Consider the following 14,908-nt stretch of genomic DNA (forward strand, 5'->3'; position numbering starts at 1 on the left):
CCGCGAAGGTGGCAACTGATCGACACGGTGCACCGAATCCGACGGAGAACGTGGGGTAAGTTACCAAATGACTATGATACAGATCCGAGAGGTCGACGAAATTGACTATTTCTCGATGATACTCTCTTCGACGGCCTCGCCGAAGTGACGCGCCGTGTCCTCGGTGTACAGCAGGAGTTCGTCGCCGGCTTCCAACTCCGTGACGGCGGTCCGGCCCTCGCCGGTGGCGACCTTGATGGTCTCGGCGTTCTGGAGGAGCGTCTCGATGCGGTCGCCGTCGTCGGTCTCGAGGGCGACCCGGAACATCGGCCGCTTCTCGATCTTGACGCGGCCGACGATGGCCTCGCGGGTGTTACCCGCGGTGTCGACGACCTGAACTTCGTCGCCGCTCTGGAGCTCCGAGAGGTACTTCGTGCCGCCGTCGGGCGTGCGGATGTACGCGTGGACGGCGCCGGCGTTGACCCGGAAGGGACGGGAGGCGACGTACGGCGATTCGGCCGTCTCGGCGTGGACGAACACGAGGCCGCGGGCCATCGAGCCGACGAGCATCCCTTCGTCGTGTTCCAGCAGGCTTCCGGTATCGACGCAGACCCGGTCGGCGCTGCCGATCTGCTCGATGTCGAGCACCTCGGCGTACTCTAAGTCGAGGGACTCGCGTTCGGCTTCGTCGCGGACCGCCACGGTCTCGCGGATCTCGTCGGGACTGTCGGAGTCGAGCAGAACCGCGTCGGCGCCCAGTTCGAGGGTTTCGAAGGCCGTCTTCGCCTCCTCTGCGGTGGTGACGCCCGCGATGAGGTTGGTCTCCTCGCCGATCCGGGCGATCAGGTTCTCGAGGGGGATGATCGTCCAGTCCTCGCCGACGATGATGGTATGGTCGGCCTCCTCGGCGGCCGTCTCGGCGAACCGCTCGTACTCCTTGCCGAGGATGCGGACGTAGGCGCCGCGCTCGACGTCGCCGTCGCGCCGGCGAAGCGTCGAGAGGTCGGCCGAGCCGGAGAAGTCTTCGGGGAGGTCGATCGTCGCGTCGCCCTCGCCGTTCTTGCCGACGACGACCGCGTCGGCGTCCGTCGTCGACTCGGCGGCGTCGTCGGCGTCCGCGTCGGTCTCGACGTCGTCGATGTCGTCGACCAGCGTCACGTCGCCGTCGGTCCGGAAGGCGGCGACGTTGATGTCGCCGAGTTCGCGCACGCGGGAGACGTCTGCTTCGTCGACCAGTACCCAGTCTGCACCCGCCTCGAGCGCGGCGGTGATCCGCGCCCGGCGGTCGTCCCAGTCGCCGACGGTGTCGTCGGCTTTGACCCAGACAGATCGCGTCATATCTCGACCCTCGAAGGGGACCGGCTTGAACGTGGCGAATGCCGCAGGGCGGGCGGACCCGTCCGCGATTGCTGTCGGCTGTCCGGGACGGTACCGATAGATGTCGCCGAGCAGTCACGTCTTCGCCGGCGAGTCGCCGTCTTCGATCGAGAACCGACTCGAGGGCGGTGTGGGACCGGGCGGCGTTCGGTGCGCTCCGCGGCCCGTCGGAAAATTGCTCGCAGTACCGATCGTATCTGTAGTAACGATAGTACCGATAGTAACGATACTTTCTCAGAAGTAGATAACGTATGGCGGCGAGATGACACGCATATGGGTCAGCGACAGTCCCCCGCGGGAGACGGTTCCGGGATCGCGAACGACGGTCCGTCGGTCGACGAAGCGGTTCGTCGACTCGAGGTCGACGCGGTCGCCGACGTCGCCCGCGCGGCGTTCGATCACGCCGGCGAGCTGGCGGCCCTGCAACACGGCCACGCCCCGGCCGTACTGGGGGCCGTTCGGCTCGCGACCCGGCGGAGCCGACGTCCGACGGTCGACCGCGAGGAGCTCGCGGCCGCGTTCGACGTCGACCCCGACGACGTCGTCGCGGCCGAATCGGAGCTGTCGCGCCACCTCGGCTCGCCGGCGCCGGAGTCGGAAATCGCGTCGTTGCGGCGCCGGTTGATCGTCGCCCGCGAGCTGCTGGCCGCCGCCGAGCGCGGGACTGTCGCTGGCCCCGATCTGCCCGGTTCGTATCTCGCCGCTGCCGCCCCGTTCCTGCTCGCTCGAGCGGCCGACGGTCCCGTCTGTCTCGACGACCGCGAGGCGGCCTTCGACGAGGCGAGCCTCCGCGCCCACGTCGAGCGACTCGAGGCCGACCTCGAGTGCGCTCGGCTGGGGACGAAGCTAGCCGCGCTGGTCGCCGACGAGTAGGTCGCCGCTGACGGTCGCTTCTCCCACCGCACCGCGCCGCCGCGTCGGCGTCCGCACCGCCCGATCGGTCCGGTCCCCGACGCTTCGGCCCTCCACCCGCCGACCGCCGGCGTCGACGCGCCGGCCCTTCCCTGCTTCGGCCCTCCAGTCACTACCGGACGGTCGGGTCCCGCGGTCGCTCAGCCTCGAGCCTCGGATTCGTAATCGTACTCGACGCCGTCGACCGCCGCGAGCTTGTGTTTGAACGCCCGGTAGGCGTTTTCCCCCTGCTCGGTGAGTTCGACGACGCGACGCCGGCCGACGGATTCGATCGTGACGTAGCCGTCGTCCGCGAGCGGCTCGAGCACGTGCGTATCGAGGACCCGGAAGGCGCCCTTGTCCTCGCCGCCGCGATCCTCGGGCGGCCGTCGGTCGGCCATAAAGGAGAGGTTCCGATCGCGAGCGTACTCGATGAGGTCCTTCTTCTTCGGCGGCGTCGTCCGCGCGTCGTGATACTCCTCCCAGTCGGACGGTTCGGCGAGAAAGTCCATGATCGCGACCTGGTCGGGCGTGGGCGAGTCGATCGGATACGCCGGGAGCTGTTCGGTTTCGGCGACGCCCGCCGAGATCGGGTCGCGCTCCCCGTCGTGGTCGTAGGATTCGGGTTCGACGTAGTAGGCGCGAGCGTCCGTCGAGACGTCCATACACGCCATCGTCGCGCCGATGGCGGGGATCGTCCCCGCGCCGGAGACGTTGACAGAGACGTCGTCGTCCGCGTGTTTCGCCGCGAGGGTCGTCACGATACCGAGGACGGCGTAGACGTCCGTCAGGTCGCACGCTCGAGTCCTCACCTCGGGAACGGCCGACTCGAGTTCCGCTCGGAGGTCGTCGTGGTAGTCGGCCGTCCCGGTCCGCGCCCCCGCATCGGTGCCGTCGTCCTCGAGCAGGTAGACGAGATCGGCCCGTTGGTTCCGGATCGGCCCGAGGATCCGGTCGTACTCGTAGCCCAGTGGCACGATGTGCACTCGTTTGACGACGTCCATACACCGACAGGTGCCGCGGTGAAAATAACGGCTGCGAAAAACGTCGAGCGATTGAACTTCGGCCCGCGAGCGCCAACCACTGTGTGAAAGAGACCCTCACACTGTCGAAACCTTAAGAACGAACACGACCGTACGTGTCGTAGATGGCTGCGTACGACGCGATCTGTTTCGATCTCGATAGCACCCTCTGCGAGCCGACTCGGGACGCCGCGACGGTGCTCGAGGCGGCGTTCGAGCGGGCCGGCATCGACCCGTTTTGCGCGCCGGCGGACCTGCGAGCGGCCGTACCGTCGCTCCCGACGGCCGAAACGGATCGCGAGTTCTACGAGAACCTCTTCGCCGAGGTCGCGGATCGGGCCGACGTCGATCCCGCCCTCGCGCCGCGGCTGGCCGGGGCGTACCTCGAGGAACAGGATCCGACCGCCGTCAGGTTCCGTCCCGGCGCCCGGGCCGCCCTCCAGCACGCCCGCGACCGCGGGCCGGTCGGGCTGATCACCAACGGCGGCCGGCCGACTCAGACGCGAAAACTCGAGGCGCTCGGCATCGCCGACGCCTTCGACGTCAGCGTCTTCACCGAACCGAGCGCGGGGATCTTCCCGAAACCCGACGCGGCCCCCTTCGAGTACGCCCTCGGGGAACTCGGCGTGACTCCGGACGCGGCGATCCACGTCGGCGACTCGATCCGCGCCGACGTCGCCGGCGCGAACGCGATGGGGTTGGACTCGGCCTGGGTCGATCCCGGCCACGACGATGCCGACGGCGGGCCACACGCCCACGAGCCGACTTACGAACTCTCGACGCTCGAGGCGTTCGAGACGGTTCTCTGACCGGTCTCGAGTCGCCAACGCCGTTCGCTTCACTTACCGTCCCGATCGACGCGCACCGCGCGTGAACCTATTTGCGGGTCGGCGTCCGACGACGACCATGACCGCGCTGGAGCAGTTCGAGGAGACCTTCTGGGAGCGCCATTCGAACCCGAAAAGCGGCTGGAGTCGGACGCTACTGCTGCCCGCGATCCTGTACGCGATCTACGGTCGCGACTGGCGGATCGCCGCGGCCGCCGTCGCGTTTACGATACTGAACCCGCTCCTGTTTTCGCCGCCGAGAACCGACGACGCGTGGATGACGCGCGTGGTGCTCGCCGAGCGGTGGTGGACGCGAGAGCACCGGGGAGGCCTCCTCGAGCTCTCGTATCCGAACGCGCTCAACGTTCTCAACGTCCCGACGAGCGGCTACGCGGTCGTCGCCGCGTACCGGAGGCAACCGCTTCGGGCGGCGGTCGCCGGCGCCGCGGCGATGGCGCTCAAGTTCTGGTACGTCGCCGAGCTCGTCCGTCGCTACGATGCGAGACGCTCGGAGTAACGCGGAACCGAATCGAGAACCGAAAACGGAGAGTCGACCGCTCGAACAGCGGCGATCGCGTTAGCGAACCTTCTCGCCGACCTCGGCGTCGCCGTGGGTCGTCAGGAGGTCCGCCTCCTCGCCGGCGGCGAGGATCATCCCGTTGGACTCGACGCCGAACAGTTCGGCCTTCTCCATGTTCGCCAGCAGGATGCACTTCTCCCCGGGGAGTTCCGCGAGGTCGTGGAGCTGCTTGATCCCGGCGACGACCTGTCGGGTCTCGAAGCCGATGTCGACCTCGAGTCGCGCGAGGTCGTCGGCGCCCTCGATTCCTTCGGCCGATTCGATTCGGCCGACGCGGATGTCCAGGTCCTGGAAGTCCTCGAAACCGATGCGCTCGTCGGCGAGCGCCTCGAGATCGTCGGTGTCTGCCATGTCGCCCGCTTCGTCCCCGTCGGTGTCGTCGCTTTCGGTTTCCTCGTCGTCCCCGTCGTCGCCCGCGGCGGCGACGCGCTCCTCGAGTTTCTCGTTCAACTCCTCGACGCGGTCGTCCTCGATCTTCGCGAAGAGCTCGCCGGGTTCGTCGAAGTTCCGCGGCGGGGCCTCGAGTGCGTCCTCGAGGTGGGCGTCGGCGACGGCGCCGTCCTCGCCGAGCTGTTCCCAGAGGGCCTGGGCCTTGTCGGGCGCGATCGGCTCGAGCAGGACGCCGACGGCCTTGGCGATCTGGACGCAGTCGCGGATGACCTGCGCCGCCCGTTCGGGCTCCTCGTCGGTGAGCTTCCAGGGCTCGTTGCGCTGGATGTACTCGTTGCCGAACTGGGCCAGTTCGGTGGCGGCCCCGCCGATGCCCCGCAGGTCGTAGTCGTTGACGCTCTCGCGGGCGTCGCCGATGGCGCCCTCGATGCGCTCGCGGACCTCCTCGGAGACGTCCGCGTCGGGGGTGCCCTCGTAGTTGCGGTAGGCGAAGAGCAGCGAGCGGTACCAGAAGTTACCGACCGTGCCCACCAACTCGCCGTTGACCTTCTCCTGGAAGGCGTCCCACGAGAAGTCGACGTCCTGCTGGAGGCCGCCCGTCGTGGTCAGGTAGTACCGCAGCAGGTCGGGGTGGAACCCTTCGTCCAGGTACTCCTTGGCCCAGATCGCGCGGTTGCGGCTGGTCGAGAGCCCCTTGCCGTTGATCGTGATGAAGCCGGTCGCGGCGATGCCGCGGGGCTTGTTGTAGCCGACGCCCTCGAGCATCGCGGGCCAGAAGATGGTGTGGTGCTGGATGATGTCCCGGCCGATGATGTGGACGATCTCGCCGTCCTCTTTCCAGACGCGCTCCCAGTCGTACTCGTCTACCCCGACGCGCTCGGAGTACTGCTTCGTCGAGGCGACGTACTCGATCGGCGCGTCGACCCAGACGTAGAGGACGAGGTCGCTCTCGTCGGCGGCTTCGGCGGTCGGGTAGTCGATCCCCCAGTCCATGTCCCGGGTGATACACCAGTCCTGGAGGCCGTCCTCGATCCACTGGCGCGGCTGGTTGCGCGCGTTGGAGGTGCCCTCGAGGCCGTCGAGGAACTCCGTCAGGAAGTCGGCGAACTCCGAGACCTCGAAGAACTTGTGGGTGCGCTCGCGGTACTCCGCGGGGTTGCCCGTGATCGTACTCGTCGGGTCCTCGACCTCGCCGGGTTCGAGGTGGCGCTGACAGCCCTCGTCGCACTCGTCGCCGCGGGCCTTCTCGCCGCAGTAGGGACAGGTGCCCTCGACGTAGCGGTCGGGGAGGTACTGGTCGGCGTCGGGGTCGTAGGCGACCTGAATCTCCTTCTCGTAGATGTAGCCCTCGTCGTCCAGTTTCCGGACGATCTCCTGGGTCAGTTCCGTGTTCGTCTCGTCGTGCGTGTGGCCGTAGTTGTCGAACTCGACGTTGAACTGCGGGAACGTCTCCTCGTACTGCTCGTGCCACTCGAGAGCGAAGTCCTCGGGATCGACGCCCTGCTGTTCGGCGTTGACCGCGACCGGAGTGCCGTGCATGTCCGAGCCGCAGACGTAGGCCGTCTCCTGGCCGAGCGTCTCGAGGGCACGAGAGAAGGCGTCCGCGCCGATGTACCCTCGCAGGTGCCCGATGTGCAGGTCGCCGTTGGCGTAGGGCAACCCGCAGGTCACGACCGCAGGCTGGTCCGTCGGGAACTCGTCGTTGCTCATATGCATCACGAGGCGGTGCCGGGCGTAAAACCCGCCGGTTTTCGATCGACGGTGACGCTCTCTGACCGTCGCCCCTAGCCGTCGACCGACTCGTCGCTCGTCGCCGTTCCGTCACGGTCCCAGATCGACGGCAACAGCCCCAGTCGACCGCCGAACAGCAGTCCGAGGCCGACGAGCAGCAGGACGAGAAACGCGACGGTCCCCGTCGTTCCGGGGGCGACGACGACCGCGACCGCCGCGCCGACCCACGCCAGCCAGGCCAGCGCCTCCCACGGCCGCCCGCCGCGGAGCCGCCACGTCGACAGCGAGAGCGCGAAGCCCCCGACGAGAGCCGCGACGACGACCCCCTCGAGCGCCGCCGAGGCCGACGCCGCGGCCAGCACGGGGAAGCCGACGATCGTCACGACGTCGATCCGGTCCAGTGCCAGCGCCATACTCGAGGGTCGCAGCGACGCGGCAAACGGCTATCGATCGTCGCTATTCGACTGTAGAAGACGGGAGCAGAACGGTCGAGTCTCGAGGAAGCGGTAGTCGCTCGCTGCGGTAAACCGCGGTCTCGAGCCCCGATTACTCGAGCGAAAATCAATCGTCGCTGGCGACGGGCACGCTCGCGCGCACCTCGAGACGGTCCAGATCGCCGATAAAGGAGGCCAGCATCTCGCGGGTGACGTGGGGCATACAGACCACCCGAAGCTCGCCGGTAGCGGTCCGGGAGATCCGCCAGCCCTTCGCGCGCAGCGCGTCGAACGTCGATCGGGGCACGTCGGCCGCGACCAGCGGCAGCGTCGGATCGACGACGTCGTAGCCGCGTTTCTCGAGGGCGTCGGCGAGCCACTCGGCGTTGTTCTGCGAGCGAACGTACTGGCGCTTGTAGCCCTCGGGCCACAGCTCCTCCATCGCCGCCACGGCGCTGGCGACGCCGGCGCCCGACCGCGTCCCCGTGAGCGTCGCCTGGGAGGTCGACTCGAGGTAGGGCGTGTCGACGGCGAGTTCGTCCAGCAGTTCCTCGGAACGGGCGAGCAGCCCGCCGGCGGGAACCGCGGCCTGGCCCATCTTGTGAGGGTCGATCGCCATCGTATCGACCGTGGCGTGGTCGAAATTCCAGTCGTAGTCCGTAAAGGGCAGCACGAACCCGCCCCACGCGGCGTCGACGTGGAGCATGGCGTCGACCGACCGCGCGATCTCGCCGAGTTCCGGAATCGGGTCGACGCGGCCGTACTCGGTCGTCCCCGCGACGCCGATCACCAGCGCGGTCGCCTCGTCGACCGAAGCGCGGACGGCCTCGAGGTCGGCTCGGAAGTCGTCGTCGGTCGGGACGATGCGCAGTTCGACGCCGAGGATGTCCGCGGCCTTCTGGAAGCTGAAGTGGGCCGACTCGGGCATGACCACGTTCGGCCGCCGGCGCTCGGCGCGGTCGCGAGCGATGCGGACGGCCTGAATGTTCGCTTCCGTCCCGCCGCTGGCGATGTAGCCGGCCGGCTCCTCGAGGCCGGCGATCGAACCCAGCGTCGCGATCGCGTCTTCCTCGAGGGTCGAGACCGACGGATACGTCCCCGGATCGCCGGGATTTGTCGCGAGAAACCGTTCGGCCGCGTCGCGCGCTACCGGGTGGGGCTCCGTACACATCGACGACAGCACCCGGTCGAACGCTTGCGGCTCGGATTGCATATCACGCACAAGTACGTTCACCCGTTTAGACGTTGCGCTTAACGGTCCTGTCTCCGAACGGATTCCGCCGAGAGCCGTTCCGGACGGCCGCGACCGCGAGGAGAGCGCTGGCTGCAGAAATATTGATACCGCGTCAGTCGAAAGAGCCCGCTAATGGTACCGTCCGCGTCGCGGTTCGTCGAATACGTCGGCACCGGTAGCGGCGTCCTCGCGCTGTTCGTCTTCGGGTTTCTCGATGCAACGGACGTCCAGTCGATCACGATCGACCTATTGGCGGTCACCGTCCGCTTCGTCTTCCTCGAGGCGCTGTCGGCCGCCGCGGTCTTCACGTTCTTCGTCGGACTGACCGGCCTGCTGCTCGTCCGCGAGGTGTGGTCCTCGCGGGACGACCGCGAACGGGTGACCGACGGGCCGAAACTCACGGCGATCGTCCCGGTCTACCGCGACCACGCGGTGATGGACGAAAGCGTCGAGAGCCTCTGTGAGAGCGCTTACGAGAACCTCGAGGTCGCCGTCGTCGCCGAGCCGAACGACGAGGCGACCCTCGAGCGAGCGCGCGAACTCGCGGCCGAGCACGACCGCGTGGAGTGTCTGGTAAACGGCGAGCCGGGATCGAAAGCGGGGGCGATCAACTACGCCGTCCGCGAGAGCGACGCGGACCACTTCGCGGTCTTCGACGCCGACGAGCGGATCGCCCCCGAGTTCCTCCCGACGGCGATGGGCGAACTCGAGGCCGGCGCGGACGTCTTCCAGGGGCGGCGGGTCCCGCGACCGACCGGCCTCGTCGAAACGGTCGCCTACTGCGAGCGCATCGTCTTCCACGCCAGCTACAAGCTGGTCGAACTGGCCGGCTTCACGAACTGCCGCAGTTCCTCGACCGCGTTCACCCGCGAGACCCACGAGCGCGTCGGCGGCTACGACGACATGCTCACCGAGGACTTGGACTTCGCCCACGCCTGCTACCGCGAGGGGCTCGACGTCAGACAGGCCCGCCAGTGTACGAACACGATGGAAGCCCCCCACACCTGGGCCGACCTCTGGGGCCAGCGCAAGCGCTGGCGCGTCGGCCAGATCGAGGTGCTCCACGCCACCCTCGTGGACCTCCTGCGCGGACGGGTCGGCCACCGCGGCGCGATCTCGATCGGCCGGATGTGTTCGAGCCTGTTCGGCAGCCTCTTTACCCTCGCGCTGGTCTCGAAGCTCCTGCTCCTGTTCGTCCTCGACGTCGAGTCGGCCGTCCTGCTCCCGTCGGCGGCCCTCGTCGCCACGATCGGCCTCGTCGCCTGGCGCGACCGGCGCGACGGCCGGATCGACGGGCTCGCGTGGAGCGTCGCCCTCGCGCCGCTTTGCTACCCCGCGTTCGGGGTTCTCACGCTCCGCTCGCTCCTCGAGTACGGGCTGAGCTGGGACGGGAGCTGGTACCACGTCGAGAAGACGGGGTCGTAAGCGACGGGACCTGCGGCGATCTCCTCGAGGCCGCAGAGAAACGGAACCAGCGTGTGCTCGGTTTTATTCGATCCGAACGCGAACGAACCGTATGAGTATCATCGCGGAGTTTTCGGTCGAATCCGACGATCTGGCGCTGCACCACGCCCTCACGACCGTCCCGCAGATGGTCGTCGAGATCGAGCGGGTCGTGGCGACGATGGAGGACCGGGTGATGCCGTACTTCTGGGTCAGCGGCGGCGACCACGCGGCGTTCGAGGCGGCGTTTCAGGACGACGATTCGACGACGGCCGTCGCGTTGATCGACGAGGTCGACGACGCCAGACTGTACCGCGCCGAGTGGACGCGGAACGTCGAAACGATCGTCTACGCCTACGTCGAACTCGGCGCGACGATCCTGCAGGCGGTCGGGCGGGACGAAAACTGGGAGCTCCGGATGCGATTCGACGACCGGGACAGCCTCGCCAAGTTCCAGCACTACTGCGAGGACAACGGAATCGCGTTCGACCTCAACCGCATCAAAGAACAGGAACAGCCGATGGCCAGCGCCCAGTACGATCTCACGACGAAGCAACGCGAGACGCTGGTCGCGGCGCTCGAGGGAGGCTACTACGAAATCCCGCAGGAGATCACGATGAACGAGTTGGCCGACCAACTGGGAATCTCCCAGCAGGCGCTCTCGAAGCGGTTTCACGCCGCCCATCGAAACCTCATCACGTCCACGTTAACGTTCACCCATCCGGACGACGAGTGAGTCCCCGCTCCCGGCGGTTTCGGGCGCTCGTTTCCTGATGTGGTCTATACAACCATCTCTCTCTTCCGCAAGGGGCGTCTTTATCACTGTGTGACAGCACACCGTCAGCCCCAGGAATCCGACGGCTCCACGACCGACGAATGGGAGAAAGTAGCCGCCCGATGTCGCGACTGTGGCGCGATCTACTCCGCGTGGATTCTCGCCGACGAAACCATCCAGCTCATCGGCCGAAAGGACGGCTGCCGGTGCGGGACCTCGGAATTCGAAGCGCTCTCGAGGTAATGAACGGTAGTCCGTCGAAGGGCACACAGCCGACCCGATACGGCCGTCGACGATCGGCTGTGCAACGGAACGCGAGTAGCGTCTACCGGTGTTTGCACACCACGCCGACGATGGCTCGTCACGGCGAAGCGAAATACGAACGAAGAAGGGTTCCGGACGGCGTAACCGACCGACTTAGCGAACCGAATCGAGCAGCAGCTTCTGCTCGACGCGCTTGACTTCGTGCTGGACGTCGCGGACGGCGTCGATGTTCGCCGAAATCGACGTGACGCCTTCCTTGGCGAGGAACTGGACCATCTCCGGCTTGGAGCCGGCCTGGCCGCAGATGCTGGTGTCGACGTCGTGTTCGCGGCAGGTCTCGATGACGTCGCCGATCAGTCGCAGGACGGCCGGGTGGAGTTCGTCGAACCGGTCGGCGACGTGCTCGTTATTGCGGTCGACCGCGAGCGTGTACTGGGTGAGATCGTTCGTCCCGAAGGAGGCGAAGTCGATGCCGGCCTTGGCCATCTCCTCGACCGACAGCGCCGAAGCCGGCGTTTCGATCATCGCACCCCAGCGGCGCTTCTCGGGGTCGATGCCGGCCTCCTTCATGAGCGACTTGGCCTGATAGATGTCCTCGGCGTCGTTGACCAGCGGGAACATGATCTCGACGTTGTCGTAGCCCATCTCGAAGAGCCGCCGGAACGCCTCGAGTTCGTGGGCGAAGACGTCGGGGCGGTCGAGCGACCGCCGGATGCCCCGATAGCCGAGCATCGGGTTGTGCTCCTTCGGTTCGTCCGCGCCGCCCTCGAGTTGACGGAACTCGTCGGTCGGCGCGTCCAGCGTGCGCACGCGGACGGGCCGGGGTAGAACTCGTCGGCGACGCCGCGGATGCCCTCGACGAGCTCCGTGATGTAGGCGTCCTCGCCGTTCTCCGCGATGAACTTCGCGGGCGTCTGATTCAGCGAGAGGATCATGTGCTCCATGCGGAGCAGGCCGACGCCGTCGGCGCCGGTCGCCGCCGCGCGTTCGGCGGCTTCCGGAATCGAGACGTTGACCTTGACCTCGGTGGCGGTCATCGGCGACTGGCGACTGCGGGCGGACCTCCTCGACCGGTTCGGTCTCTTCGTCGGGCTCGACTTCCGTCCCTCGAGGACGGCACCCTTGTCGCCGTCGAGCGTGACGAGTTGGCCGTCCTCCAAGACGGTCGTCGCGTTCGTCGTGCCGACGATGGCCGGAACGCCGAGTTCGCGGGAGACGATGGCGGCGTGGCTGGTCATGCCGCCCTCGTCGGTGATGATCCCCGAGGCTCGTTTCATCGCGGGGACCATGTCCGGCATCGTCATCTCCGTGACGATGATGTCGCCCTCGCCGACCTTATCGAGGTCGTCGAGCTTTTGACGATCCGGGCGGCCCCGCTGACCGTCCCCGGACTCGAGCCCAGGCCGTCGACGATGACCTCTCCGGAGGCGTCCGAATCCGAACTCGAGGACTCGCTGCCGCCGGCGGCCTGCACGCCGCCGCTGCCGTCGGTCAGCCCCTTCGAGGCGTCGACGCTGCCGGTCGCCTCGGATGCGGTGGCCCCGCCGTCGCTCTCGTCGATGGTGGTGATCGGCCGGGACTGGAGCATGTAGACCTCGCCCTCGACGATGGCCCACTCGACGTCCTGGGGCTCGCCGTAGTGGTCCTCGACGCGCTCGCCGAGGTCCATCAGGGCGCCGATTTCGTCGTCGGAGAGGACCCGCTCGTTTCGCTTGTCCTGGGGCACCTCGCTCTCGACGGTCTCGCCGGTCTCCTCGTCCTTTTCGTGCATCACCTTCTTCTCGGCGACGGTGACGTCGATATTGCGGTCGTCGCGCTCGACGACGTAGTTGTCCGGGGAGACCGCACCCGAGACGACGCTTCGCCCAGTCCCCAGGCGGCCTCGATGATCATCGTCGGGTCGCCCGTCGACGGGTGGCTCGTGAACATCACGCCCGATTTTTCGGCGTCGACCATCTGCTGGACGACGACCGCGATGTTCACCGCCGAGTGGTCGAAGCCCTGCTCCTGGCGGTAGTAGATCGCCCGCTGGGTGAACAGCGAGGCCCAGCACTCGCGGACGCGATCGAGCAGCGCCTCCTCGGTGACGTTGAGGAACGTCTCCTGTTGGCCCGCGAAGGAGGCGTCGGGCAGGTCCTCAGCCGTCGCCGACGACCGCACCGCGACGAACGCCTCGCCGTCGCCGACCTCCCGATAGGATTCGAGGATCTCCTCGCGCAGCTCGTCGGGGAACGGCGTCTCGAGGATGAGTTCTTGGGCGCGGTCGGCGGCGTCGGCCAGCGCCGACGAGTCGTCGACGTCGACGTCGACCGCTTCGAACAGTTCCTCGTCGATTTCGGCTTCTTCGATGAACGATCGGTAGGTCCCGGCGGTTACGACGAATCCCGGGGGCACGGGCAGCCCGGCACCCGTGAGTTCGCCCAGGGAGGCTCCTTTGCCGCCGACCTTCTCGAGGTCGCCGGCACTGATCTCGTCCAGCCAGAGTACAGCCATTGCTATCTGTCTCGACACCCGAGCGAATAAAGAAGGTTGCGAACAATTGCGAACATTCGCAACTCGAAACTGAATGAATTTCTGTAGTAGGAACCGGTTTACAACGGGATATCGGTCGACGTGTGAATCGTCGAACACCGAGATCCGCCGCCGAGCGGGCGGGTCGAGCCGAACGAAGCGAACTCAGACGTTGCGGGCGATCGTCAGATACCCCGTGTGGCCCACCGGCGCGGTCGACGGCCGCGAGCCGCGGTCGTCGAACTGCATCTCCCGCTGGATCGTCTCGCGCGTGCGGACGTTCGCGAGGTCGACCTCGCGGGCCGCCGCGACGACCTCCCGGGTCGACTCGATGAAGGGGCTGTAGACGGCGACGAAGCCGCCGTCGACCAGCAGGTCGGGCGCGTGCTCGACGACGGCCGCCGCGTCGCCCGTATCGAGGGTCAACACGTCGAACGACGAGGGCTCGAGCGCGTCGATCTCCTCGGTCAGATCGCCCGTCCGGACGTCGACGCTGTCGTCGACGCCGCCGAGTTTCATGTTCTCGCGGGCGACGTCCGCGAACTCCGGATCGCGTTCGTAGGTCACCACCTCGGCGCCCGCGCGGGCCATCGAGGCCGCGAGCACGCCCGTCCCGGTGCCGGTATCGAGCACGCGGTCGCCCCGCGAGACGCCGGTCTCGCCGATCACCAGCCCGACGTCGCGGGGGACCATCGGCGCCCCCGTCCGCTCGAACTGGTGGAAGAGATCCGGGCCGCGCAGCCGGCGCACCCGAAACGCCTCGCCCAGATGCGTCTCGACGGTGTCGCCCGGTTGGACGTCTTCGGGGACTTCGAGCACGCCCAGATCGGTCCCCTGCTCGCCGCCGGGTTGGATCAGGTACTCGCGGTCGCCCTTGACCAGCAGGACGGGGACGCGGTCGTCCGCGTCCGCAGTCCCGTCGGCGCTCGCGTCTCCGTCTCCGTCCGCGTCGGTCTCGGAATCGCTATCGTCGGTCACGCGAACGTCACTCGAGACGTTCGACCGCCGCGGCGAGGTCGCCGTCGACCGCCTCGAGGGCCTCGCGGGCCTCGTCCTCGCTCACGCCGGCGCGGGTGGCGACGAGTTCGACGTCCTCGTCGGGAATCGCGGCTCCGGCGTCCTCGTCGGCGCCGGCGCTCCCGGCGGCGGCACCGGACTCGACCTGTTCGGGCGAGCCGATGATCTGGTAGGTCTCCTCACCGCGGGCGTCCATCTTGGTGACCTCGGCGTCGTTGAAGACGAGGTCGTACTCGTCGGTGCGGATGATGACCTCCTCGGCGTCGATATCCTCGACGTCGATCCCCATCTGTTGCATCATCTGTTCCATCTTGCGCGGGTTCAGTCCGCCGCCGCCTCCTCCGAACATACCCGACACGTCGCTACCCGCGCCCTTTTACTCTGCGGTTCAAACTTTTGCTCTGCGGGTGCGCCTGCGGCGCACCCTCGGCAA

General features: G+C 67.5%; 12 protein-coding genes and 1 pseudogene. 5 read left to right on the plus strand and 8 right to left on the minus strand.

Features of this window, described 5'->3' with window-relative positions; translation table 11 throughout:
- Positions 1-105 precede the first annotated feature (105 nt).
- Positions 106-1,317, minus strand: coding sequence for a 3-dehydroquinate synthase II (locus tag HTZ84_RS13090; RefSeq protein ID WP_174681085.1), 1,212 nt, complete (start codon positions 1,315-1,317; stop codon positions 106-108).
- Between the two features lie 312 nt (positions 1,318-1,629).
- On the opposite strand from HTZ84_RS13090, the gene HTZ84_RS13095 reads away from it, so the two are divergent.
- On the plus strand, positions 1,630-2,229 hold the full coding sequence (locus tag HTZ84_RS13095; RefSeq protein WP_174681086.1) for a hypothetical protein: 600 nt from the start codon (positions 1,630-1,632) through the stop codon (positions 2,227-2,229).
- A gap of 179 nt (positions 2,230-2,408) precedes the next feature.
- Here the strand turns inward: HTZ84_RS13095 and HTZ84_RS13100 are convergent, their stop codons facing one another.
- Positions 2,409-3,251, minus strand: a complete 843-nt coding sequence (locus HTZ84_RS13100; protein WP_174681087.1) for an HFX_2341 family transcriptional regulator domain-containing protein — start codon at positions 3,249-3,251, stop codon at positions 2,409-2,411.
- Positions 3,252-3,394: 143 nt separating this feature from the next.
- On the opposite strand from HTZ84_RS13100, the gene HTZ84_RS13105 reads away from it, so the two are divergent.
- Both HTZ84_RS13105 and HTZ84_RS13110 read left to right on the plus strand, forming a co-directional pair.
- The gene (locus HTZ84_RS13105; protein ID WP_174681088.1) at positions 3,395-4,078 is read left to right on the plus strand and encodes an HAD family hydrolase; all 684 of its coding nucleotides are present in this window, start codon (positions 3,395-3,397) and stop codon (positions 4,076-4,078) included.
- Positions 4,079-4,175: 97 nt separating this feature from the next.
- Positions 4,176-4,613: a DUF6653 family protein gene (locus HTZ84_RS13110; RefSeq protein WP_174681089.1), complete on the plus strand. Its 438-nt coding sequence runs from the start codon at positions 4,176-4,178 to the stop codon at positions 4,611-4,613.
- Positions 4,614-4,673: 60 nt separating this feature from the next.
- Here HTZ84_RS13110 and metG read toward each other — a convergent pair whose 3' ends face one another.
- The 3 genes from metG to mfnA all read right to left on the minus strand — a co-directional run bounded on the left by metG (position 4,674) and on the right by mfnA (position 8,453).
- Entirely contained in the window at positions 4,674-6,776 is a 2,103-nt protein-coding gene (metG, locus tag HTZ84_RS13115; RefSeq protein WP_174681090.1) for a methionine--tRNA ligase, read from the minus strand.
- A gap of 74 nt (positions 6,777-6,850) precedes the next feature.
- On the minus strand, positions 6,851-7,210 hold the full coding sequence (locus HTZ84_RS13120; protein ID WP_174681091.1) for a hypothetical protein: 360 nt from the start codon (positions 7,208-7,210) through the stop codon (positions 6,851-6,853).
- Positions 7,211-7,358: 148 nt separating this feature from the next.
- Positions 7,359-8,453 carry a tyrosine decarboxylase MfnA gene (gene mfnA, locus HTZ84_RS13125; protein WP_309138871.1) on the minus strand — a complete coding sequence of 365 codons (1,095 nt, stop codon included), beginning with the start codon at positions 8,451-8,453 and terminating at the stop codon, positions 7,359-7,361.
- A gap of 144 nt (positions 8,454-8,597) precedes the next feature.
- Between mfnA and HTZ84_RS13130 the strand changes: the two genes are divergently transcribed.
- Entirely contained in the window at positions 8,598-9,890 is a 1,293-nt protein-coding gene (locus tag HTZ84_RS13130) for a glycosyltransferase (RefSeq protein ID WP_174681092.1), read from the plus strand.
- A 91-nt stretch (positions 9,891-9,981) separates the two neighbouring features.
- Positions 9,982-10,644, plus strand: coding sequence for a helix-turn-helix domain-containing protein (locus HTZ84_RS13135; protein WP_174681093.1), 663 nt, complete (start codon positions 9,982-9,984; stop codon positions 10,642-10,644).
- A 456-nt stretch (positions 10,645-11,100) separates the two neighbouring features.
- Here HTZ84_RS13135 and ppsA read toward each other — a convergent pair.
- The 3 genes and pseudogenes from ppsA to HTZ84_RS13150 form a co-directional block, all read right to left on the minus strand.
- A pseudogene (gene ppsA / locus HTZ84_RS13140) lies at positions 11,101-13,440 on the minus strand (phosphoenolpyruvate synthase).
- A gap of 183 nt (positions 13,441-13,623) precedes the next feature.
- Complete coding sequence (locus tag HTZ84_RS13145) at positions 13,624-14,436, minus strand: methyltransferase domain-containing protein (protein ID WP_174681094.1); 813 nt, start codon at positions 14,434-14,436, stop codon at positions 13,624-13,626.
- Positions 14,437-14,443: 7 nt separating this feature from the next.
- Positions 14,444-14,824: a nascent polypeptide-associated complex protein gene (locus HTZ84_RS13150; RefSeq protein ID WP_174681095.1), complete on the minus strand. Its 381-nt coding sequence runs from the start codon at positions 14,822-14,824 to the stop codon at positions 14,444-14,446.
- Between the last annotated feature and the right edge of the window lie 84 nt (positions 14,825-14,908).

Origin of the sequence: Haloterrigena gelatinilytica (assembly GCF_013342145.1) — an archaeon.
GTDB lineage: Archaea > Halobacteriota > Halobacteria > Halobacteriales > Natrialbaceae > Haloterrigena > Haloterrigena gelatinilytica.